Source organism: Streptomyces uncialis, from assembly GCF_036250755.1.
Taxonomy (GTDB): domain Bacteria; phylum Actinomycetota; class Actinomycetes; order Streptomycetales; family Streptomycetaceae; genus Streptomyces; species Streptomyces uncialis.
This window is the reverse complement of the sequence record NZ_CP109583.1, coordinates 1,359,710-1,381,736: the sequence shown is the minus strand read 5'-3', so window position 1 is coordinate 1,381,736 and position 22,027 is coordinate 1,359,710. Positions and strand designations below refer to the sequence as shown.

At 72.9% G+C, this 22,027-nt stretch carries 15 protein-coding genes; 12 read left to right on the top strand and 3 right to left on the bottom strand.

Annotated elements, in window-relative coordinates; genetic code table 11:
* The first annotated feature begins 206 nt into the window (after positions 1-206).
* Positions 207-1,736, top strand: coding sequence for a serine/threonine-protein kinase (locus OG711_RS05385; protein WP_329558566.1), 1,530 nt, complete (start codon positions 207-209; stop codon positions 1,734-1,736).
* A 110-nt stretch (positions 1,737-1,846) separates the two neighbouring features.
* Here the strand turns inward: OG711_RS05385 and OG711_RS05380 are convergent, their stop codons facing one another.
* Complete coding sequence (locus OG711_RS05380) at positions 1,847-5,569, bottom strand: carboxypeptidase regulatory-like domain-containing protein (protein WP_329558565.1); 3,723 nt, start codon at positions 5,567-5,569, stop codon at positions 1,847-1,849.
* A 148-nt stretch (positions 5,570-5,717) separates the two neighbouring features.
* Positions 5,718-9,293: a S8 family serine peptidase gene (locus tag OG711_RS05375; RefSeq protein ID WP_329558564.1), complete on the bottom strand. Its 3,576-nt coding sequence runs from the start codon at positions 9,291-9,293 to the stop codon at positions 5,718-5,720.
* Positions 9,294-10,248: 955 nt separating this feature from the next.
* On the opposite strand from OG711_RS05375, the gene OG711_RS05370 reads away from it, so the two are divergent.
* The 5 genes from OG711_RS05370 (at position 10,249) to OG711_RS05350 (ending at position 15,854) form a co-directional block, all read left to right on the top strand.
* A complete protein-coding gene (locus OG711_RS05370) occupies positions 10,249-10,572 on the top strand; it encodes a DUF3040 domain-containing protein (protein WP_329558563.1) in 324 nt (107 codons plus the stop codon).
* 262 nt (positions 10,573-10,834) lie between these two features.
* Positions 10,835-12,070, top strand: a complete 1,236-nt coding sequence (locus OG711_RS05365; RefSeq protein WP_329558562.1) for an epoxide hydrolase family protein — start codon at positions 10,835-10,837, stop codon at positions 12,068-12,070.
* A gap of 502 nt (positions 12,071-12,572) precedes the next feature.
* Entirely contained in the window at positions 12,573-13,922 is a 1,350-nt protein-coding gene (locus OG711_RS05360; RefSeq protein WP_329558561.1) for an NtaA/DmoA family FMN-dependent monooxygenase, read from the top strand.
* Positions 13,919-15,118, top strand: coding sequence for an LLM class flavin-dependent oxidoreductase (locus OG711_RS05355; RefSeq protein WP_329558560.1), 1,200 nt, complete (start codon positions 13,919-13,921; stop codon positions 15,116-15,118). The genes OG711_RS05360 and OG711_RS05355 overlap by 4 nt, the downstream gene beginning before the upstream one ends.
* Before the next feature lie 73 nt (positions 15,119-15,191).
* The gene (locus OG711_RS05350; RefSeq protein WP_073786901.1) at positions 15,192-15,854 is read left to right on the top strand and encodes a response regulator transcription factor; all 663 of its coding nucleotides are present in this window, start codon (positions 15,192-15,194) and stop codon (positions 15,852-15,854) included.
* Positions 15,855-15,947: 93 nt separating this feature from the next.
* Here OG711_RS05350 and OG711_RS05345 read toward each other — a convergent pair whose 3' ends face one another.
* Positions 15,948-16,694 (bottom strand): maleate cis-trans isomerase family protein, encoded by a 747-nt coding sequence (locus tag OG711_RS05345; protein ID WP_073787789.1) that lies wholly within the window; start codon positions 16,692-16,694, stop codon positions 15,948-15,950.
* A gap of 350 nt (positions 16,695-17,044) precedes the next feature.
* Here OG711_RS05345 and OG711_RS05340 point away from each other — a divergent pair, with 350 nt between their 5' ends.
* The 6 genes from OG711_RS05340 to OG711_RS05315 all read left to right on the top strand — a co-directional run bounded on the left by OG711_RS05340 (position 17,045) and on the right by OG711_RS05315 (position 22,027).
* Positions 17,045-18,208: a LeuA family protein gene (locus OG711_RS05340; RefSeq protein ID WP_329558559.1), complete on the top strand. Its 1,164-nt coding sequence runs from the start codon at positions 17,045-17,047 to the stop codon at positions 18,206-18,208.
* A 159-nt stretch (positions 18,209-18,367) separates the two neighbouring features.
* A complete protein-coding gene (locus tag OG711_RS05335) occupies positions 18,368-18,547 on the top strand; it encodes a lysine biosynthesis protein LysW (RefSeq protein WP_099282498.1) in 180 nt (59 codons plus the stop codon).
* A 29-nt stretch (positions 18,548-18,576) separates the two neighbouring features.
* Positions 18,577-19,425 (top strand): ATP-grasp domain-containing protein, encoded by an 849-nt coding sequence (locus tag OG711_RS05330; protein ID WP_073786898.1) that lies wholly within the window; start codon positions 18,577-18,579, stop codon positions 19,423-19,425.
* Positions 19,422-20,507: an N-acetyl-gamma-glutamyl-phosphate reductase gene (argC, locus tag OG711_RS05325; RefSeq protein WP_266505850.1), complete on the top strand. Its 1,086-nt coding sequence runs from the start codon at positions 19,422-19,424 to the stop codon at positions 20,505-20,507. Before OG711_RS05330 ends, argC begins: the two co-directional genes overlap by 4 nt.
* Entirely contained in the window at positions 20,504-21,292 is a 789-nt protein-coding gene (locus tag OG711_RS05320) for an amino acid kinase family protein (protein ID WP_329558558.1), read from the top strand. The genes argC and OG711_RS05320 overlap by 4 nt, the downstream gene beginning before the upstream one ends.
* A 171-nt stretch (positions 21,293-21,463) precedes the next feature.
* Positions 21,464-22,027 carry a type 1 glutamine amidotransferase gene (locus OG711_RS05315; RefSeq protein ID WP_073786892.1) on the top strand — a complete coding sequence of 188 codons (564 nt, stop codon included), beginning with the start codon at positions 21,464-21,466 and terminating at the stop codon, positions 22,025-22,027.

Genomic DNA, 22,027 nt, shown 5'->3' with positions numbered 1-22,027 from the left:
ACTCAGGCCGTCCCTGGGTCCTCCCCGGGTACCGGACCGGGTGGCCGGGCATACGCACATGCGGTGCACACACCGCGTCAGGAAGCGCGCGGAGCGACTGACACCGTCCCGGATGGTCTGTCAGGATCTCCGGGACGGCGCGGCGGGGGCGGCGGTTCTTGAGGGGACGGCGGATGGAACGGCTGAGCGGCGAGGATCCGCGAACCGTGGGGTCCTACGCCCTGGTCGGCCGCCTCGGCGCGGGCGGTATGGGGCGGGTCTACCTGGGCCGGGACGCGCGCGGGCAGTGGGCGGCGGTGAAGATGATCCGCCCCGAACTGGCGGTCGACGGCGAGTTCCGCCGCCGGTTCGCCCGCGAGGTGGAGGCCGCCCGGACGGCGTCCAGCCCCTGGACGGTACGGGTGCTCGGCGCCGACACCCAGGCCGCCGTTCCCTGGGTGGCGACCGTGTACTTCCCCTCGATCTCGCTCCAGGACGCCACCGAGCGGTTCGGTCCGCTGCCCGGCGGTTCGGTACGGGCCCTGGCGTTCGGTCTGGCGCAGGCCCTCGACACCCTGCACCGGCGGTCACTGATCCACCGGGACGTCAAACCGTCGAACGTGCTGCTGGGCCTGGACGGTCCCGCGCTGATCGACTTCGGGATAGCGCGTGCCGTCGAGGGCGGACGGATGACGGGCACCGGCATCGTCGTCGGCTCCCCGGGCTTCATGTCCCCCGAGCAGCTGACCGGTGCCTCGATCACCGGGGCCAGCGACGTGTTCTGCCTCGGCCTGGTCCTCGCGTTCGCCGCGACGGGCCGCACCCCGTTTACCACCGCCGACGACTCCGGGGTCGCCGGACTGCTCGCCGTGCTGTCCCAGGCCCCCGACCTGTACGGGATCACCGGCGGGCTGCGGGACCTCGTCCGGTCCTGTCTGGACCCCGAACCGTCCCAGCGGCCCACCTCGGCGGACATCATGCACCGCACCCGGGACACCGCCACCCGCGGCTCCCGGTCCTATCTGCCCCCGGACATCGCCGGGCACGTGGACCGTCTCGCCTCCCGGCTGCACGACCCGGACCTCCTGTCGTACACCCTGGACACCGCGCCGACGGTCGTGCCCTACAGCCCGACCGCCCCCGCCTTCCCCGCCGGCGTCCCGCAGCCGCCGGGGCCTCCCGGGCGGCCCCCGCCGCCCCTCCCGCCGCTGCCGCCCGCCCCGGCGGCCGGGTACGGGCCGACAGCGGCGCCCGGACGGACCGCCGACCGCCAGCGGGTGGTGGTCCTCGGACTGACCACCGTGGTGCTGCTGCTCGCGGGCGCGCTCACCGGTGTCCTGCTGATGCGTCAGACGGACCCCGGCACCGGCCTGGACGGCGGCTCACCGCCGCGTCCCGCGCCCACCGCGGGCAGCTCCGCCCCGCCCGGGGACACCACACTCGGCGGCACCTGGCGCGGCACGGTGGAACAGGACAACGGCCTGTCGTACCCCGTCAAGGCCGTCTTCCCCGGCACGGAGCTGGAACTGGGCGAGCCGGTCGCCACCGTCGACTACCCCACCCTGGAATGCGGGGGCGAATGGGTCCTCGAATCACGCGACGGCGGCGAACTCGTCGTCCGGGAGCAGCTCGACAGCAACCGCGCCAACCGCTGCGACCACAACATCCCGATCGAGCTGACACTCACCCCGGCAGGCACCCTGCGCTATTTCTTCGAGATCCCGGCGGTCGGCCGGGCCGTGCTGCGCCGGGACTGACCGCGCCCCTGGGACACGACAGGGCGGCCACGGCGGGACCCGACGGGAACGACCGTGCGGACCAGCCGCCCAGGCGCCCGGTCCGCACGATCGTGAGGTGTCCTCCTCGCTCAGCCGGTCAGATCGGACCGTTCGGTGACGCGTACCGAATTCACCAGTGTCTTGCCGGAGTTGGTGACGAACCGCAGATTCAGCTGCCCGTCGGTGACCCGTACCGTGAACGCCCGGTCATGCGTGGCCCGTACGCCCGCCTCCCGCGCCGGATCGAGATCCGTGACGAACAGCTCGCCCTCGGCCATCACGTCGAAGACGCGCTGCGAAGGCCGCTGGTCGGCGAGTTCGGCGAACCCGAGCTCCACCCGGTAGGTGCCGTTCGGGACGGTGTCGAAGCGGTACTCGTACATCCCCTGGCGTGCCGTGCGGTACAGGGCGGGGTCGTGGAGCGGGCTCCCGGTGAGCGTCCGGGTCGTGGTCTGCCGGGTGCTCGTACCGAGGTAGCCGTGGCTTCCGGCGGTGTACGCGCGGTCCGGGGTCCAGGTGTCGCCGTGCGCGTCGGTGAGGGCGCCGGTGGCTCCCGCGTCGACAGCCGCCCGGTAGGCGGGCACGACCACCGTGACCGGGATGTCGATCACCGGCTTCCGTCCGCTCCAGGTGCTCAGCCGCAAGGTCCCGGTGAGCGTCGTACCCGGGGCCACCCCCGTGGTGTCGAACCGTACGCCGAGCGACTTGCGCGCCCCCGCCGCCAGTTCACCCGACGGCGGATCGACCGACACCCAGCGCTGGTCCCCGCGTTCCGCGATCTTGTACGGGGTTGCGGAGCCGGAGTTCGCCAGTTCCACGGTCCGCACCCGCCGCTCCCCGGGCGGGACGACGAGATGCAGCGACGCCGTGTCGGCGGTGACCCGCCCGGTGTCGAGGGCGAAATCGGTCACGGTCGTCCCGCCGGGCTCGACGGTCAGCCGCCGTTCGGTGGAGGTGTGGTCCGGGGCGCTCACCGTCACCTGATGCGCCTCCGGCGCCGGGACCTGGAACGCGTAGCGGCCGTCGGGTCCCGTGGTGTCGCTGCGTCCCCCGGCCGTCACGGTGGCCCCGGCGACCGGCTCGCCGTCGTTGCCGTCGGTGACCTTGCCCGCGACCACCGCGCTGTTCGTGCGGTAGTGGATGCTCATCCCGTCGCGCAGAAGACCCTCGTCGTTGGAGTAGTGCAGCGCGTCCGTGCCGGTCGCGTTCTCCACGCCGATCCCGGCGCTGGAACCGTTGGCCTTCGCCCCGGTCACATTCTTGTAGTGGGACGACGCGGTGCCGTCCTCCGAGACCACCACGGAGAACGAGACCCGCTCCTGCGGATTGCTCATGATGAGCCGCATGTTCCGCCACTCGACGGTGACGGTGCGGTGCGGCGCGGTGCCGCCCGCCGACCAGTACACCCCCGAATCGGCCTCCGCGGCCAGATCGTCCCAGAAGGCGTAGACCGCCCCGTCGGGCACGCTGATGTCCGGCAGCGGCGCGCTCCTGGCCCGGGTGCTCATCCGCCCGAAGCCGAGCACCCCGGCGAGCGACGCGGTGGCCTTGCGGTACGTACGGCCGTAGAACGGGACCGGGAACGGCAGATCGAAGGTGGACATGGAGAAACTGGGCATATGGAACGGCAGTTTCGTGTCCCCGGTCGGGAACGCCCTGCCGCTCTCCACGGTGCAGGTGGTGCCGAACACATCGGTCCGCCGGGTGAGACCGACATCCCGGACGGTGTCACCGGTGACCCCGACCTGGACGGTCGAGGTCTCGGCACAGCGGTGGTCGGCGGTCACCGTCAGGCCGTGCGTACCGTGCGGCACCCGCAGCGCCCAGGTGCCGTCCCGCGCGGTGCGCACGGACGCGGATGTCCCCGCGACGGCGACCAGCGCGTTCCCCTCGGGCTCGGACGCGGTGGTGACCCGTCCGGTGAGCCGCGCCATCGGCGCCTCGTCCAGCGCCACATCGTGGGTGACGTGCCCGCCCGCGCCGACGGTGATCGGCGCCGTACGGCTCAGATAGCCGAACAGCGTGGTGGTGACCGTGTAGTCGCCCGGCGCCAGGACCGGCGCGCGGTAGACGCCGGAGGCGTCGCTGCGCACCCGCGCCTTCGTCGGACCGGAGAAGGCCACGGCCGCCTCGGCCAGCGGTCCGCCGCCCGAGGTCACCGTGCCACCGGCGGAGCCGTGCAGCGCGGCGGGGATCGCCGCGGCGGCGGCACGGGCGTCGAGCTTGCCCTCACCCCAGACGTTGTTGTCGGCCGGCGTGCCGCCGCAGCTCGTGTCGTCCACATCGATCGCCGAGCCGTCGAGCACCCGCTCGGTCTCCGCCACCTTGCCCCGCAGGCCGGGCGCCAGCGACCAGAGCAGCGCCACCGTCCCGGCCGTGTGCGACGCGGCCATCCCCGGCCCGGTGACAAGGGCGTAGCCGCCGTCCCGTCCGGCGCTGCGGATGTTGACCCCGGGCGCCGCGATGTTGGGCTTCACCGCGCCGTTCTCGCCCGAGCCGCGCGCCGACTCGGCGTGCAGGGCGCCGTCGGCGCCGAAGGTCGTGGTGACATAGGCGTCCGCGTATCCGCTGACACCGATCGCCGACTCGCAGCGGGGGCCGCCCCCGTCGTTGGGGAACGAGGCGAAGATGCCCGCGTCCCGCCACGCCTGGAGGACCGGCTTGAACCAGGCGTTGGTGTTGTTCACCCACCAGGAGTTGTTCACCACGTGCGGCGCGAGGTCCGGGCGGGGGTTGGCGCCCCTCGCGTCGGTCGGCGCGATCATCCACTGCCCGGCCCGCAGGATCGAGTCCACGGCGCAGCCCATCGCCTGGCACGCCTTGGCGGCGATCCAGTCCGCGTCGGGAGCGACACCGATCCGATGCCCCGGACCGTTGTCACCGACCATGACGCCCACGGCCGAGGTGCCCACGAAGGAGGTGTCGCAGGGCGCGTTCCCGGGACAGTAGTTCATCGGGTCGTACCAGCTGTACGCGTGCTCGTAGCTGCCGTCGGCCGTCAGCCCCCGGTACCGGTCGCGCAGCGCCGGATGCTCCAGCCCGACCCCGGTGCCGATGTCCGCGACGACGATGCCCTCGCCCCGGACCCCGAACTCGGACCAGACCCGGGGGGCGTTGATCCGCTCGATGTTCCACACCGCTTCGTCGGCGGGCGCGGCGGCGGCCTTGCCCGCGGCGGCGTCACGGGACTCGGACGCCTTCCCCGCCCCGGACGCCCCGGATGCCTTGCTTGCCTCGCGGTTCTCGGATGCCGTGCCTGCCTCAGGCGTCCTGGGTGCCTTGCGGACCTCGGACGCCTTCGCAGGCGTGGCCGTCCTCACAGGGGCGGTCGCCTTGCCCGTGTCGGCGACGGAGACCGCCTCGTCCGGGTTCAGCGCGGTGACCTCCGGCCGGGCCGCGATCCGCCGGGCGAGGTCCCGGTCGGCGGTGACCTTGAGGGTGTTGGTGATCCAGAACGACTCGTACGTCGCCCCCGCGCCGTCCAGCAGGGCCTTCAGCGGAGCCTGGGCCTCGCGGGCGTGGGCCCGCTTCGCCGTGAACACGGTCCGCCCGCGTTCCGCCTTGGTCCGTGCCGCGACGCCGGACGGCAGGGTGGCCTCGTCGTCCAGGGTCACCCAGAAGGTCGCCCTGCCGGTGCGGTCGAGGTCCGCGCGGACCCCGCTGTCGGCCTTGGCCCGGTAGGCGGCGGCCGACGGCGACGGGCCGGGCTGCGCCGCGTGCGCCGGGGCGAGGCCCAGGACGAGGGAACCCGCCGTCACCACGGCGGTCAGGACGGCTTTCGTGCCGCGTCCCGGTTTTGTGCGTCTGGCCACGAACTCTCCTAGCTGTGAGTGTGTCCGTCCCCGCGGGCCCCCGTGCGGCGGGGCGGGATACCGCCCGGCAGCCGTCACCGGGGCACCGGGGTGTCGGGCCCCGGTGCCGTGGGCGGTGCCGTGCGGGCGATGAGGTGCCGGTGGGGCGTCAGCCGGTCAGATCGGGCCGGTGGGTCACCCGGATCGCGTTCACCAGGGCCCTGCCCACCGTGCGGTCGAACCGCAGGTCGAGCTGTCCGTCGGTGACCCGCACGGTGAACGCCCGGTCGTGCGCGGTCCGTACGCCCGCCTCCAGTGCCAGATCGAGGTTGGGGACGACCAGCTTGCCCTCGGCCGTCACATCGAAGACCCGCTGCGACGGCCGCTTGCCCGCGAGCTCCGCGAAGCCCAGTTCCACCCGGTAGGTACCGGTCGGCAGCCCGTCGAAGCGGTACTCCCGCATGTCCTGGCGCGCGGTGCGGTAGAGGGCGGGGTCGTGGAGCGGGCTCCCGGTCAGCGCCCGGTTGGTGGTCAGCCGGGTGCCGGCGCCGAGGTGGCCGTGGCTTCCGGCGGTGTACGCGCGGTCGGGGGTCCAGGTGTCGCCGTGCGCGTCGGTGAGGGCGCGGGCGGCTCCCGCGTCCACGGCCGTCCGGTAGGCGGGCACGACCACGGTGACCGGGATGTCGGTCACCGGCTTGCGCCCGCTGTCCGAGGCCAGCTTCAGCGTCGCGGTGAGGACGGTCCCCGGGGCGACCCCCGACGCGTCGGCCGTGACGGTGACGGCCGTCCGTCCCCCGGCGGCCAGTTCCCCGCCGGCGGGGGAGACGGTGAGCCAGGGCTCGTCCGTCGCCTCCGTCAGGGTGTACGCGCCGGCGGAGCCGGTGTTGGTGAGCGTGAGGTCACGGGCGCGCCGCTCCCCGGGCGGGACGACCAGGTGCGCCGAAGCGGCTTCGGAGGTGATCCGTGCGGTGCCGAGCGCCACATCGGTGACGGTGACCCCGCCGGCCTCCCCGCGGACCTGCCGGGTCGCCGCGGTGTAGTGCGGGGCGGCCACCGCGAGATCCTGGGCGGCGGACGGCGGCAGCTGGAAGAGATAGCCCCCGTCGGCCCTGGTGGTGTCGGTCCGGCCCCCGGCCGTCACGGTGGCCCCGGCGACCGGCTTGCCGTCGTTGGCGTCGGTGACCGTCCCCGAGAGCACGGCCGTGTCCCCGGTCCGGAAGTGGACGCTCGTCCCGCCCCGGACCACGGAGCTGTTGAACGAGTACATCAGCGCGTCGGTGCCCGTGGGGTTCTCGACGCCGATCGTCGCGCTCTCCCCGTTCGTGAGGCCGGCGCCCGGCCCGTTCTCGTAGTGGAACGACGCGGTGCCGTCCTCCCCGATCACCGCGGCGAAGGAGAACCGCACCTCGCGCGAGGACGCCAGCGCCACGTCCCGCCACTCGACGGTGACCTCGCGGTGCGGCGCGGTGCCCGAGGCAGCCCAGTGGACGCCCGAGCCCGCACCCAGGACGAGGTCGTCCCAGTACGGGAAGAGCGCGTTGTCGGGGGCGCCCGCCCGGGGCAGCAGGGTGTTGTTGCCCGAGTGGAGCAGATCCGAGAAGCCGAGCACCCCGTCGATGGACACGGCGGCGCCGCGATGGGTCCGGCCGTAGAAGGGCACCGGGAACGGCAGATCGATGGTGCTGACGGCCCGGTCCGTGTGCGGGAAGGTGATCGGCTTCGTCCCGCGCGGGAACGGCACGTCGGTGGCGACCGTGCAGCTGGTACCGAACCCGTCGGTGCGCGGCGGCGTCCTGAAGTCGTGGACGGTGTTCCCGCGGACCTCGATCCGTACGGTGGCGACCGCGGCGCACCGGTGGTCCGGTGACGCGGAGATGTCGTACGTGCCCTGCGGCAGATCCAGCGAGAACGTGCCGTCGGCGCCCGTGGTGGCGGTCGTGGCCGACGCGGGCGCGTCCACCACACCCACGACAGCCCGGCGCTCGGCCCCGGAAGCACCGGTGACCCGTCCGGTGAGGCGGGCCGCCGGGGCCCGCTCCAGGGAGAAGTCCCGGGTGACGGTGCCGTTCGCGGTGACCGTCGCCGTGCCGGTGACCGGGGTGAACCCGAATCCGCTCACCGTCACCGTGTACTCGCCCGCCGCCAGCCGCTTGGCGTGGTAACGGCCCTGGGCGTCACCGTGCGCCCGGGCTTTCACCGGACCCACGAAGTCCAGCACCGCGTCCGCGACGGGAGCGCCACCGGAGGTGACACCGCCGCTGACCGCGCCGACCGGACCCCGGGGCGCGGCGGACACGGCCGCGTGGGCGTCCAGCCTGCCCTCGCCCCAGACGTTGTTGCGCTCGGGGGTGCCGCCGCAGCTCAGATCCTCCGTGTCGATCGCCGTCCGGTTCAGGAGCCGCTCGGTCTCCGCGACATCACCGCGCAGACTCGGCGCCGCCGACCACATCAGCGCCACGGTCGCGGCGGTGTGCGGTGTGGCCATCGACGTCCCGGACAGCGGGCGGTACGTGCCGTCCGACCACGAGGAACGCACATCGACACCGGGGGCGGCGAGGTTCGGCTTGACGGCGCCTTCCTCGCCGCTGCCGCGCGCCGAGAACGAGGCGATGGCGTTGTTCGCGTCGAACGCGCCGCTGGAGTACGTGGTGGCGTAGCCGCCGGGCGACCCGGTGGCCTGGCACTGCGAGCCGCTGTTGCCGCTGGACATCGCGGGGAAGATGCCCGCGTCCCGCCACGCCTGGACGACGGGCTTGAACCACGGGTCGGACGAGCTGTTGCCCCACGAGCTGTTCACGATGTGCGGGGCGAGATCCGGCCGGGGGTTCAGACCGTTGGTGTCGGTCGGCGCGATCATCCACTCGCCGGACCGCAGCAGCGACTCACGGGTGCACCGGGTGTCCTCACAGCCCTTGGCGGCGATCCAGGTGGCGCCGGGCGCGACCCCGATGGTGTGGTCAGGCCCGCCGTCCCCGACCATCGTGCCCATCACATGGGTGCCGTGACCGGTGTTGTCGCACGGCTTGGTCGGGCCGCACACCCAGCCCGGGTCGTACCAGTTGTACGCGTGGTCGTAGCCGCCGTCCGCCTTCAGTCCGCGGTACCGGTCGTGCAGGGCGGGATGACCGAGCTGGACCCCGCTGTCGATGGTGGCGACGACGACGTTCTCCCCGCGCGCCCCGAACTCGGACCAGACGCGGGGGGCGTTGATCCGGTCGATGTTCCACTCGACGGCGTTCACCCGCGGCTTGCCGTCGCCCGGCAGCGGATCGGGCAGGACCACCGGATCGTCGGCGGCCAGGGACGCGACCTCGGGGCGGGCGGCGATCTTCCGGGCGAGGGCCTCGTCGGCGGTGACCTTGAGGGTGTTGGTGACCCAGAACGACTCGTGGCGGACCCCGGCACCGTCCAGCAGCGCCTTCAACGGGGCCTGGGTCGCACGGGCGTGGCTCTGCTTGGCCGCCAGCAGCGTACGGCCCTTGGCCGTCTTGTCCCGGGCGCGGCGGGCGGCCGAGGAGTCGGCCTCCTCGGCCAGGGTGACCCAGAAGGTCGCCCGTTCACGGGAGCCGAGCTGCGCCCGGAGCCCCGGTTCCGTCTTGTCCCGGAACGCCGGGGGCGCCGCCTCCGTCCCGCCGGGGTCCGGCGGCACCGCCGCCGGCGCTGCGCCGAGGAGAAGGGGGAGTGCCATGAACCCGGCCGTCAGGGCGGCGAACCTGCCGCGCCGCCCCGGTGTGCGTCTGGCCACGAACTCTCCTTGCTCTGGGTGTGTCCGTACCGGCAACGGAATGGTGATGCAGTGGTCATGGCCATGTAAAGAACGTCCCATGGGTGGCTTCAAGTCGATCTCATCCCACGGACCACACGGGTCCCGGGGGCCCGTCAGGCGGACCGCCCGGACCCCGGGAGGCGCGGCCGGACGCGGCGGCGCGGCCGGGACCGCCGGGCAAAGGGGACGCCTGCCCTCCACCGCTCCCCGACGGCCGCCCGGCCCGGCGTCCGGACGCTCCGACGGGCACCGGACGCCGAAAAGAACCAGAGCGCCCGGGGGAGCGGCGGTCGCCCGGGTGTTCTCGGTCATGTTCGGCCCGGCGGACGGCGGTTCCGGCCGCGCCGGCCGCGCACCGGGTCACCGTCCGCGCGGATGCGCCCGGACGGGCTCGCCGCTGGACAGGCCGTCGGGCCCGGCCCGCATCGCCGCCGACGGGCCCTGCGCGGGGCCGGGCCCGGGACGGGCGGCTTCGGCCACCCCCGGCCGGTGAGCGGAGTTCGGCCGGTCTGCGGCTGGGACGCCGGGTCCCGGGACGCTATGGCGGCGGTCCGTCGGGCGGAACGCGCCCATGCCCGACGGACACGCAGAGCGGCGCTCCGGGCACGCACGGAAACCGTTCCCGGCTCTGCGACGTTCATGGGGGCGGGACCGGCGGGCCGCCAGGAACTCCCCCGCCCCGCCGTTCCCGGCATTCCCGGCAAAGCGTTTGAAAGCGGTCTGCACGGGCAAAATGGCACGTGGACAAGGGAGTGCCAGCGCTTCGGCGTGGTGGTGTGTCCCCTGCGGCGCGACACGTGCCGCCCGCGGTGCCGTCGGCGGTGCCGGGTGCCGTGCGTGGTGACGCTCCCGCCCAGGGCGCGGAGCGCGTCCGCGCAAGCCCCGCCGGAGAGGGAAGGCCCTGCCGCAGGACAAGCGCACCGGGGTGATCACCATGGCCGCCGACCGGCTCACCGACCGGGAACAGCAAGCCCTCAGGGGTATCGAGTCCGTGCTCGACCGCGACCGCGCGCTGCACCGCAGGCTCGGTCTGCTCGGCATGCGGTTCAGACTGCCGCAGCGGCCGGCGGGCGGGCGCATCCTCGCGCTGTGCGGGCTCGCCTCGCTCGGGCTGCTGATCCTCGGCGTCGTCACCGCCAGCCCGGCCGCGATCTGGGCCTTCGCCGTGTGCTGGCCGCTGACGGTCGGTATCGGCTTCCTGGCGCTGCGGCGCCACATGGGCGCGGGAAGCTCCCGCCCACCCCGGCCCTTCGTCTGAACCCGCCGCCTCGATGGCGGCGCGCTCGTCGTACGCGGTCGTGCCCACGTGGCCTCCGTATGACGGTGGTGGACGAGGCGTACCGGTCCTGCTCCGCGCCTCTCGGTGACGACGTCACGAGCGGACATCTGGGAACACCTGGGAGCAGCGCCCCCACGCGGGATAGGGAATCGGTGCCCCCGGGGCGGATGTGGAATCGTCGGGCCGTCGGAGCCCAACAGGCCGAGGAATCCGCCTCCTTCACCCGGTGAGGAACCACACCATGACCACCCCGCGCGCCTTCCCCCTGGAGCCCACCCCGATCCATGTGGCCGACGCGGTCCTCGACGATCTGCGCACCCGGCTCGCGCTGACCCGTCCGCCACTGGACGAGGGGAACGAGGACGGGTCCTACGGCGTCCCCGGCAGCCGTGTGCGTGAGCTGGTCGCCTACTGGCGGGACGGATACGACTGGCGCGAGGCCGAAGCCGCCATCAACGTCCATGAGCACTACCAGGTGGGCGTCGCCGGTGTCCCGGTGCACTTCATGCGCGAACCCGGGCGCGGACCCCGTCCGATCCCGCTGATCCTCACCCACGGCTGGCCGTGGACGTTCTGGCACTGGTCGAAGGTGATCGGCCCGCTCGCCGACCCGGCCGCGTTCGGCGGTGACCCCGCCGACGCGTTCGACGTCATCGTGCCGTCCCTGCCCGGCTTCGGTTTCCCCGGCCCGCTCACCGGCTTCCCGGACATCAACTTCTGGAAGGTCTCCGACCTCTGGCACACCCTGATGACCGAGACCCTGGGATACGGGAAGTACGCCGCCGGGGGCTGCGACATCGGCGGGATCGTCTCCAGCCAGCTGGGCCACAAGTACCCCGACGAGCTGTACGGCATCCACATCGGCTCCGGGCTGCCGCTCGACTTCTTCAACGGCCCCCGCGCGTGGGACTTCGCCCGGAACCGGCCCCTCACCGACGAACAGAGCGCCGATGTCCGCGCCCGTATCGTCGAACTGGACCACCGCTGGGCGCCCCACCTGGCCGTGCACATGCTCGACGGTGCCACCCTGGCCCACGGCCTCAGCGACTCGCCCGCCGGACTGCTCGCCTGGCTGCTGGAGCGCTGGGACGCCTGGAGTGACAACGGCGGTGACGTGGAGTCCGTCTTCACCAAGGACGATCTGCTCACCCACGCCACGATCTACTGGGTGAATAATTCCATCGCCACATCGATGCGTTATTACGCCAACGCCAACCGCTACTCCTGGACCCCCGCCCATGACCGGACCCCGGTCGTGCAGGCCCCGGTCGGCCTCACCTTCGTCACCTACGAGAACCCGCCCGGTGTCCGCACCGCCGACGAGCGCGTCCGGGCCTTCGGGTCCGGCCCGCAGGCGGGCTGGTTCAACCACGTCAACGTCAACGCCCATGACCATGGCGGCCACTTCATCCCCTGGGAGAACCCGGACGCCTGGGTGAGCGATCTGCGCCGCACCTTCCACGGCCGCAGGCCCTGAACGACCCGGCGGGGCGGACCTGTCGCGGACGACGGGATCGCGCCATCGGTCGGGAGTGTGACGGGAATGTGTCGAATGCGGCGGACGCGGCCTGACGAGCACGGTTTTCGGCCATCAGTTCGGGCGTCGAAGCCCTGACCGGACGCCGTCGGCCCCGGTGGATACTCCGGCGGCCCCCTGCGCACAAGTCCGGCTTTCGGTCAATCCCTTGCCGTCGCGGATTGTGAACAGTCTATTGCGGTGGGTTGCGTAGCCCTTGGAAGCAATGCAGGATCATCGCAGCTTGAATGACGGAAACGGCTGCGGACACCGAACGGAATCCCGGCCGGGGGGAAATGCGCACGGCCGGGGAAAGAATGGGCGGTTCTTTCCCCGGCTTCACAAGTGCGCGTCATTACCGCACACCCGGTCGGCGGCGGAATTCCGGGAGGGTCCGCGCCGGCCGGTCAATGGTGCGGAACACTTTGCGTACGGTGGCGTTGGAGGAGAAATCGTCGTGCCCGTGAAACAGATACATCTCGCAGCGCAACTCCCCGGGATACACAACACCACGGTCTGGTCGGACCCGCGCTCCGAGAGCCAGATCGACGTGGAATCCTTCATCAAGCTGGCGCGGACCGCGGAACGCGGGAAGTTCGACTTCTTCTTCCTCGCGGAAGGGCTCCGGCTGCGGGAGCACAAGGGCCGTGTCCACGACCTGGACGTGGTCGGCAGGCCCGAGGGACTGACCGTGCTCAGCGCACTGGCCGGGGTCACCACCCGCCTCGGCCTCGCGGCGACCGTCAACGCCACCTTCAACGAGCCCTACGAGGTGGCCCGCAGGCTGGCCACCCTGGACCATCTCAGCGAGGGCCGGGCCGCCTGGAACGTCGTCACCAGCTTCGACGCGTTCACCGGCGAGAACTTCCGGCGCGGCGGCTTCCTCGCCGAGGCCGACCGCTACACCCGCGCCGCCGAGTTCCTCGCCACCGCACGGGAACTGTGGGACAGCTGGGGTGCCGGGGACGTCCTCGCGGACCGGGCGGCGGGCGAGTTCATCCGCCCGGCCGCGGGGGAGTTCACCCACCAGGGACAGCACTTCGACATCTCCGGACGGTTCAGCACCCCCCGCGGCCCGCAGGGCCACCCGGTGGTCATCCAGGCGGGGGAGTCGGAGGAAGGCCGGGAGTTCGCCGCCGCCGAGGCCGACGTCATCTTCAGCAAGTACGACGACCTCGACCAGGCCCGCGCCTTCTACCGGGACGTGAAACGCCGCCTCGCCGCGTACGGGCGCGCCCCCGGCGATCTGCTGATCATCCCGTCCGCGACCTACGTCCTCGGGGACACCGAGGAGGAGGCCGCCGAACGCGCCGCCGCGATCACCCGGGCCCAGGTGGGCCCGCGGACCGCGCTCACCTTCGTCGAGGCCGTCTGGGGCCACGACCTGTCCGGCTACGACCCCGACGGTCCGCTGCCCGACATCGAACCGGCCCCCGACAACCTCGTCCTCAAGGGCCATTCGACCTTCCGCAAGGACCGCGCGGCCACCGCCCGCCGCTGGCGGGGGATCGCCGACGAGCGGAAGCTGAGCATCCGCGAGCTGGTCATCGAGGTCACCGGACGGCAGACCTTCGTGGGGACCCCGCGCACCGTCGCCGACGCGATCGACACCTTCGTGCGGACCGACGGCGCCGACGGCTTCGTCCTCGTCCCCCACCTGACCCCCGGCCTCGACGACTTCGTCGACAGCGTCGTCCCGCTGCTCCAGGAGAAGGGCGTCTTCCGCGCCGACTACACCGGCACCACCCTCCGCGACCACCTCGGACTCGCCCCGCGCACCGGTGCCCCCCGCACCGAGAAGGAGGCATCGTGACCTCGCTCCATCTCGCCGTCGCCCTCGACGGCGCCGGGTGGCACCCGGCGGCCTGGCGCGCCCCGGACGCCCGCCCCGCCGAACTGTTCACCGCCGGATACTGGGCCGACCTGGTCACCGAGGCCGAACGCGGACTGCTCGACTTCGTCACCATCGAGGACGAACTGGCCCTCCAGACCGCGTCGCTGCACCTCCCCGACCAGCGCACCGACCAGGTCCGGGGCCGTCTGGACGCCGTGCTCCTCGCCGCCCGGCTCGCGCCGCTCACCTCGCGGATCGGACTCGTCCCCACCGCCAACGTCACCCACACCGAGCCGTTCCACATCTCCACCGGTATCGCCACCCTCGACCACGCCAGCCACGGCCGCGCCGGCTGGCGCCCGCAGATCGCCTCCCGGGCCGCCGACGCCGCCCACTTCGGCCGCCGCGCCACCCCCCAGCTCACCTCCGAGGACGTCCAGGACTCCACTCTGATCGCGGCCCGGCTGCTCGAACTCTTCGGTGAGGCGTCGGACGTGGTCGAGACGGTCCGGCGGCTGTGGGACAGCTGGGAGGACGACGCCGAGATCCGGGACGCCGCCACCGGCCGCTTCATCGACCGGGACAAGCTGCACCACATCGACTTCGAAGGGGACCGCTTCCGCGTACGCGGCCCCTCGATCACCCCCCGCTCACCGCAGGGCCAGCCCGTCGTCACCTCGCTCGCCCACGCCGTGACGCCCTACGAGTTCGCCGCCCGGTCCGTGGACGTCGTCTACATCACCCCCCACACCCACGACGAGGTCGTCACCGTCACCGCCCAGGTCCAGGAAGCCCAGCGGACCGTCGGGCGGACGGGGGCGCCGCTCAAGGTCTTCGCCGACCTCGTCGTCCTGCTCGACGACGAGCCCGGCGCCGCCGCCGGCCGCACCGCGCGGCTCGACGAGCTGGCCGGGACCCCGCTCACCTCCGACGCGCGGATCTACACCGGCAGTGCCGCCGGGCTCGCCGATCTGCTGCTCGACTGGCGGGATGCCGGGCTGGACGGCTTCCGGCTGCGGCCCGGGGCACTGCCCCACGACCTGCGCGGCATCACCCGCCGACTGGTGCCCGAACTCCAGCGGCGCGGCGCGTTCCGCACCGCCTACACGGCCACCACCCTGCGCGGCCACCTCGGTCTGTCCCGTCCCGCAAGCCGCTACGCGGTCCCACGCTGAGCCGCCCGGCCGGTTCGGGCGGCTCACGCCCCGGACCGGCCGGGAACCGACCGAAGGAAGCCGACCACACACCATGGAACGCGTACTCGTCGTGCAGGAGGACCGCGCTCTCGCCGACGCCCTCCTGCGTGAACTGCGGCGGCGCGGGTACGCCGCCGTCAGCGTGGGCACCGGGGCGGCGGCCCTGAGCTCCTACCGCAGCGCCGACCTGGTGCTGCTGGACCTCGAACTGTCCGACATCGACGGCCTGGAGATCTGCCGCGCCGTCCGGGACGCCGGACCCACCCCCGTCATCGCCTTCACCGACCGCGACACCGAACTCGACCGGGTGCTCGCCCTCCAGGCCGGTGCCGACGACTGCGTGATCAAGTCCTGCGGCCCGCGCGAGCTGATCGCCCGGATCGAGGCCGTGCTGCGCCGCGCCTACCCCGGGCAGACCGTCGCCCAGACCATCTCGCTGGGACCGCTGCACCTGGACGAACGGACCCGCGAGGTCCGGCTGCACGACCGGACGGTCGAGGTCACCGGCAAGGAGTTCGACCTGCTGTTCACCCTGGCCGCCAGCCCCACGGCGGCCGTCTCCCGCAAGGACCTCATGTCCCGGGTGTGGGGCATCAACTGGGCCCAGTCCAGCCGCACCCTCGACACCCACGTCAGCAGCCTGCGCGGCAAACTCGGCGCGGGCGGCTGGATCATCACCGTACGAGGGGTCGGCTACCGCATCGGCCGGGGCTGACCCCCACCCCGCGTCGGCCGGGGCGCACCCCCGCCCTGTCCGCCCGGCAGTACCGTCCCGCCCGCCGCCCACCCCACCGGCGGCGCGGGCGGTTCAGGCGGCCTCCGGTACCTGGGCCAGCCGCGCCAGCAGCGGATGGGCCGCGGCGGTCCCCGGACCCCAGGCGCCCACCTCACGCAGCGCCCACCACGCCGACGCCAGATTGGACGTGAGCAGCAGCCGGTCCGTGTCCCGCGCCAGGGTCTCCAGCGCCGCCAGCGTGGCCATCCCCGTACCGGTGAACAGCAGCGCGCCGTCCCCCGGCAGCGGCCGGCCGTACAGCCGGTCCAGTATCTCGGCGCGGGTCACCGCGTACGGGTCGAAGCGGTCGCCCGCCGGGACGAGCACCACCTCGTCGACCCGCAGTCCCGCCCGCCGCCAGAAGTCCCGCGAGGTGTCCGTCAGCCACGGCTCGTACGGCGACACCAGCGTCAGCCCGTCCGCCCCGAACGCCTCGCACGCCGCGAGGATCGCCTGCGTCGAGGAACGCACCGGGAACCCGGCCCGCTCGCTCAGCCGCTCGCAGAACGCGCGGTCGCCCGCGGGCGCGAGCAGATAGTGCGACGCGCTGCACGCGACCACCGCCGCGTCCAGCCGCATCCCGCCGAAGCCCGCGAGGGTGTCCGCCAGCACGGCGTTGTACCGCTCCAGCATGTCCCGCAGGCCCAGCCCCGGCAGCACCGGGAAGCGGGAGGTGTAGACGTTCAGCGCCCCGCCCACGAGCCGGTGGAACTCCGGCTCGGCCGTGGGGTTCTCGGGTGGGACGACCACCCCGAGCCGAGGGAGGGAGAACAGATCCATGCGATGACCACCCTTCTGCCGTACCCACGCCGAACGGAACGCGGCCACCATAGCCGGGAATTCTCCGGCCACCGCCGTCCGGCGAAGTCAATTACCCGACTTCTGCCCCGGCCCGTCCTTTCCTTTCCTGACCTGAACTCCCGTGACAATCCCTGACAATCGTCTGAGGCGCGAAATCTTGACGGCGCGTACCCGCCCCCCGGAGGCTGGACACCGGTGATCGCGGCTCCCCCCTCCGGCCGCGATCGCCCTCCCCATTCCGACCGGACCCTTCCGGGTCCGCGGCATATTCCTGGCGCTGTTTCGAGGACGCCGCCCCCACAAGCGGCGCGATGAAGGAGTCGAACGCCATGGCAGTGACAGAAAAGGACGCCGGCCCTCCGAACGGAGCACGCCCACTCCCTCGTATCTCCGACGCCACCCTGCGTGACTCCGCCCATATGGCGGGGGTGGAATTCGGCCCGGCGGACGCCGGCCGGATCGCCGGGCTCCTGGTGCGGTCCGGGGTCGAACTGGTCGAGGTCGGCATGATCTCCGGACCGGCGTCCAAGGACGCCCCCCTCATCGACGCCACCCATGACGCGGTCGGCCCCGAACGCAGCCTCAGCCTGGTTGTGGTCCGCGACCGGCGCCAGAGCGCGCGCGCCCTGGACGAGGCCCTGCGCCTCGGGGTGCGGTCGGTGATGTTCTCCATCCCCACCTCGGAGCAGCACGCCGCGCTGAAACTCGGCTCCAGCAGCACCAAGTACCTCATCGCCGTCGCCCGCGCCGCCATCGAGCAGGCCAAGGAACGCGGCTTCCATGTCACCTTCAGCGGCGAGGACGGCGCCCGCACCCCACGGGAACGGCTCGTCCCCTACGTCACCGCCGGGTTCGCCGCCGGGGCCGACCGGTTCCGGCTCGCGGAGACCGTGGCCTGTCTGTCGCCCTGGCAGATGGAACGGGTGATCGGCGACCTCACCGCGATCGACGGCGCCGAGATCGAGATCCACTCCCACAACATGCTCGGTATGGCCGTCGCCAACTCGCTGGCCGCCTACCGCGCGGGTGCCCGCTGGATCTCCGCGACCGTCGGCGGCATCGGGGAACGCGGCGGCAACGCGCCCCTCGCCGAACTGCTCACCTCCCTGCGGGTGATCCACGGCGACACCCGCTTCGACCTGTCGCATCTCACCGAGCTGTCCGCCCTCGCCCTGAAGGGCTCCGGGCTCGGCACCGCCTTCCAGCCCGGACCCACCACCTCGCACGCCTTCGCCTACGAACTGCCCGGCCAGCTCACCCACCCCGAGGCGTACGAGACCCTGCCCGCCGAGACCGTCGGCAACTCCCGTGAACTGCGGGTCCGTTCCCGCCTCACCCCGCCGCTGGTGACCTGGGCGCTCGCCGACTCCGGCACCGACATCGACGTCCCCGGCTTCACCGAGTGGCTGGTGCGCCGGCAGACCGAGCGCGGCGCCCCGCTGCTGGACCGCGACGCCATCCGCAAGGCCGCCGTCGAGTTCCCCGGCACCTGACCCCCACCACCCGGCCCCGGCCCCGGTACCCCCACGTACCCGCCGCGCCCCCCGTACCCCCACGTACCCGCCGAACCCTCAGCGCCCTTCGTACCCCTACGTACCCCCGCTCCGACCCCCGCCCGGGGCCGGAGTCGCCACCCCTGCCAGGAGACACCCATGCCCACGCTCACCGGTGCCTGCCCCGAGTGCGAGACCGATCTGACGACACCTCCGCTGATCGAGGGCGAAACCCTGTCGTGCCCCGAATGCCTGCTCACCCTGCGGGTCGACGGCATCCAGGACGGCACCCTCTCGCTCCAGATGATCGAGGTCCAGCTCCGCGACTGGGGCCAGTAGCCGACGCGCTCACACGAAGGAGTCCATCCATGGGCGGCAAAGTGGCCATCGTCGCGGACCGGATCGGCTGGGAGGAACGCCAGCTCATCCGGACCGCGCCGGACCTCGGCCTGCACATCGACTGGGTGAACGACGAGTCCCTGTGCCTCGGGCACCCGGACGCACCGTCGATCACCGCGTACGACACCCTCCTCATCCGCAGCCGCAGCTACACCCGCGGCGGACTGCTCGCCGCCGCCGCACAGGCGTCCGGCATCCCCACCCTCAACACCACCCACGCGATCCAGAGCTGCGAGAACAAACTCGTGCTGCGCGCCCTGCTGCGCACCGCCGGGATACCGGTGCCCGACTTCCGGCTCGTCGTCTCCCGCAAGGACTTCGAGAAGGCACTCGACGAACTCCCCCTGCCCGTCGTCCTCAAGCCCGTCTTCGGCGGGATGGGCAAACGCGTCACCCTGCTGCGCACCCGGGACACCGCCCACTCCGTCTACGACTACGTCGAGGACCTCGGCCACGCCTTCGAGCAGGCGTGCCTCGTGGAGCCCTACCTCGGCGGGAGCTCGGTGCGCTGCCTGGTGGTGGGCGAGGAACTCGTCGCCGCGGCCCGCTTCGAGAGCGGCGGGACCGACTGGCGCAACAACGCCGCACTCGGCAACCGCAACGAGGCGGTGGCCCTCGACCACGAGGTCCGGGACATCGTCGGCCGGGTGGTCGACCTGCTGGGCGCCGGGATCTACGGTGTCGACCTCTTCGAGACGCCCGACGGCCACCTCGTCAACGAGGTCAACCACGCCCCCGGCTTCCGCGCGGTCGCCTCCGCCACCGGGGCCGACATCCCCGCCGCGATCGGCCGCCATGTCCGGGAGATCCTCGGATGACGGGCGGCGCACCGCCCGTCCGGGTGGGGATCATCGGCGCCTCCGGGCTCGCCGGCGGCGATCTGATCCGGCTCGTCGTCCAGCACCCCCGGCTCCGGCTCACCTTCCTCGGCGGCTCCTCCAGCGTCGGCCGCCGCCCCAGCGAACTCCACCCCGGACTGCGCCAGGACCTCGGCGTCAGCGTCGAAGCGGTCCCCGACGACCCGGACGCGCTCGCCGAACGCTGCGACGTGGTGTTCCTGTCCACCCCGGCACCGGCCTCCGCCGAACTCGCGGCCCGCCTCGCCGACCGCGTCCCCTGTGTCATCGACCTCAGCGGCGCCTTCCGTATCCGCACCCCCGCGCTCCACGACCGCTGGTACCCCAAGGTGTCCCGCAGCCCCGAACTCGCCGAACGGTTCGTGTACGGCGTCCCGGAGCTGATCGGCGAACGGCTCGCCGGCGCGCCCCTGATCTCGCTGCCCGGCTGCTACGCCACCGCCATCACCCTGGGCCTCGCCCCGCTCGTCCTCGGACTCGGCCTCGAACTGCGGACCGTCGTCGTGGACGGCAAGAGCGGCTCCAGCGGCGGCGGCCTCCAGCTGCGCACCCCCGATCTGCACCCCTTCCGCAGCGGGGCCATCGCCCCGTACGCCCCCACCGGGCACCGGCACGCCGCCGAGGTCGGGGACTTCCTGGAACGCGCCGAACCCGGCCGGATCGCCTCCCTGTCCATGTCCGCGTACGGCGTCTCCCATGTCCGCGGACTGCTCACCAGCTCCTACGTCTTCACCGACGGCGACACACCGGACGCCCGCACCCTGCACCGCGCCTATCTGCGCTTCTACAAGGGCCACCGCTTCGTCCGGGTGCGCCGGCACACCGAGACCCTGATCCCCGTCCCTGACCCCCAGGCGGTCCTCGGCTCCAACTACTGCGACATCGCGGTGGAGCACGACCCCGACGGCGACCGGATCGTCGTCCTCGCCGCCCTGGACAACCTCGTCAAGGGCGCCGCGGGACAGGCCGTCCAGGCCCTCAACATCCGCTTCGGCCTGCCGGAGGAGGAAGGACTGACCATGCAGCCCGTGATGCCCGCGTGAGCGCGGTCCCCACCGTCGTCAAACTCGGCGGCAGCGTCCTGGACGAGGTGTCCGCCCACTGGTGGGACGACCTCGCCCGGCACGGCCGCGCGCACCCGCTGATCCTGGTGCACGGCTGGTCCAAGCCGCTCAAACGCCTCAGCCCCCGCTACAGCGAGCCGTCCGCGGTGCTGCGCGACCGGTTCGGCAACCAGAGCCGCTGGACCACCCCGCAGGTGATCGAGGACATCAAGACCGTCAGCGCGGCTCTCGGACGGGACGTCGTCGCCCGGCTCGCCGAACGCGGCGTCACCACCGAACGGGTCATCGGCAGCGACGGTCTGATCGAGGCGGCCCAGGGTGAACGCTGGTGGTGGCACCGCAAACAGCTCGTGGAGATCGACAACCTGGTCGGACCCGTCGCCCGGATCGACCCGTCACGGCTGAAGAACCTCGCCCCCGGCCACTGTCTGCTCGTCACCCCGCTGGCCCTCGGGCCCGACGGGCGGGAGGTCAACACCGACGCCGACCGGGCCGCCGCCGCCCTCGCGGGCGCCACCGGCGCACCCGATCTCACCCTGGTCACCGACGTCACCCATCTCCTCGTCGACGGCCGGCCGGTGCACCGGATCACCGCGGAGGCCGCCGCCGCGTTCCGCGACAACGGCGCCACCGGCGGGATGCGCAAGAAGCTGCGGGCCGCGGGTGAGGCCCTCGACCGGGGCGTCGGCCGGGTCGTCATCGGCAGCGCCCCCGTGTCGGAACTCCTCGCCGAACGCACCGGAACGGTGATCACCCCCGGCTGATCGGACCCCCACGGCCGGACCCCCACGGCCGGTCACCCACGGCCGGCCCCTCCCGGCCGGACCGCCACGGCCGGTCACCCCCACGGCCGGTCACCCCCACGGCCGGTCACCCCTCCGGCCGGTCCCCGCCCCGGGACCGGCCACCGCGCCCCTGAAAGGAGTCCACGGCCCATGGCGACCTCCCGGGTCCTGGTCGTGAACAACGGGACCCTGTCCCTGAAACAGCTCCGTGACCGCTTCGCGGAACTCGGCTCGGCCACCGACACCGTCGAGGCCGCCCACGTCCCCGCGAAGGCCGGCGACCGCTACCAGGCGATCGTGCTGAGCGGCACCAAGGTCCGCGCCTACGACAGCGACCACTACCGGCCGCTGATCGATCTGGTGATGACCACCGACGTCCCCGTGTTCGGGATCTGCGGCGGTATGCAGATCATCGGTGTCGCCGCGGGCGGCGGTCTCGCGGAGGGACCCCAGCGGGTCGGCGGCCACCAGGCCCGTGTCGACCCGGGCGAAGCCCTGTTCGCCCATGTCGGACCGACCGTCACGGTGTTCCACCGCCACACCCTCTATCTGCGGCAGGCGCCCCCGGGCTTCCGCTCCATCGGACGCTCCGAGCACGCCCCCGTCGAGTTCCTGCGCTCCGACGACGGCCGTATCCACGGCTCGCAGGCCCACCTCGAATTCCGCCGGGACGGCAAGGAGATCCTCCGCGGGTTCACCGACCTGTGGAAGTGA

Coding starts and splice junctions, on each gene's coding strand:
- OG711_RS05370 (WP_329558563.1), top strand. CDS start 10,249: ATGGCCGCCGACCGGCTCACCGACCGGGAACAGCAAGCCCTCAGGGGT.
- OG711_RS05365 (WP_329558562.1), top strand. CDS start 10,835: ATGACCACCCCGCGCGCCTTCCCCCTGGAGCCCACCCCGATCCATGTG.
- OG711_RS05350 (WP_073786901.1), top strand. CDS start 15,192: ATGGAACGCGTACTCGTCGTGCAGGAGGACCGCGCTCTCGCCGACGCC.
- OG711_RS05345 (WP_073787789.1), bottom strand. CDS start 16,694: ATGGATCTGTTCTCCCTCCCTCGGCTCGGGGTGGTCGTCCCACCCGAG.
- OG711_RS05340 (WP_329558559.1), top strand. CDS start 17,045: ATGGCAGTGACAGAAAAGGACGCCGGCCCTCCGAACGGAGCACGCCCA.
- OG711_RS05335 (WP_099282498.1), top strand. CDS start 18,368: ATGCCCACGCTCACCGGTGCCTGCCCCGAGTGCGAGACCGATCTGACG.
- OG711_RS05330 (WP_073786898.1), top strand. CDS start 18,577: ATGGGCGGCAAAGTGGCCATCGTCGCGGACCGGATCGGCTGGGAGGAA.
- argC (WP_266505850.1), top strand. CDS start 19,422: ATGACGGGCGGCGCACCGCCCGTCCGGGTGGGGATCATCGGCGCCTCC.
- OG711_RS05315 (WP_073786892.1), top strand. CDS start 21,464: ATGGCGACCTCCCGGGTCCTGGTCGTGAACAACGGGACCCTGTCCCTG.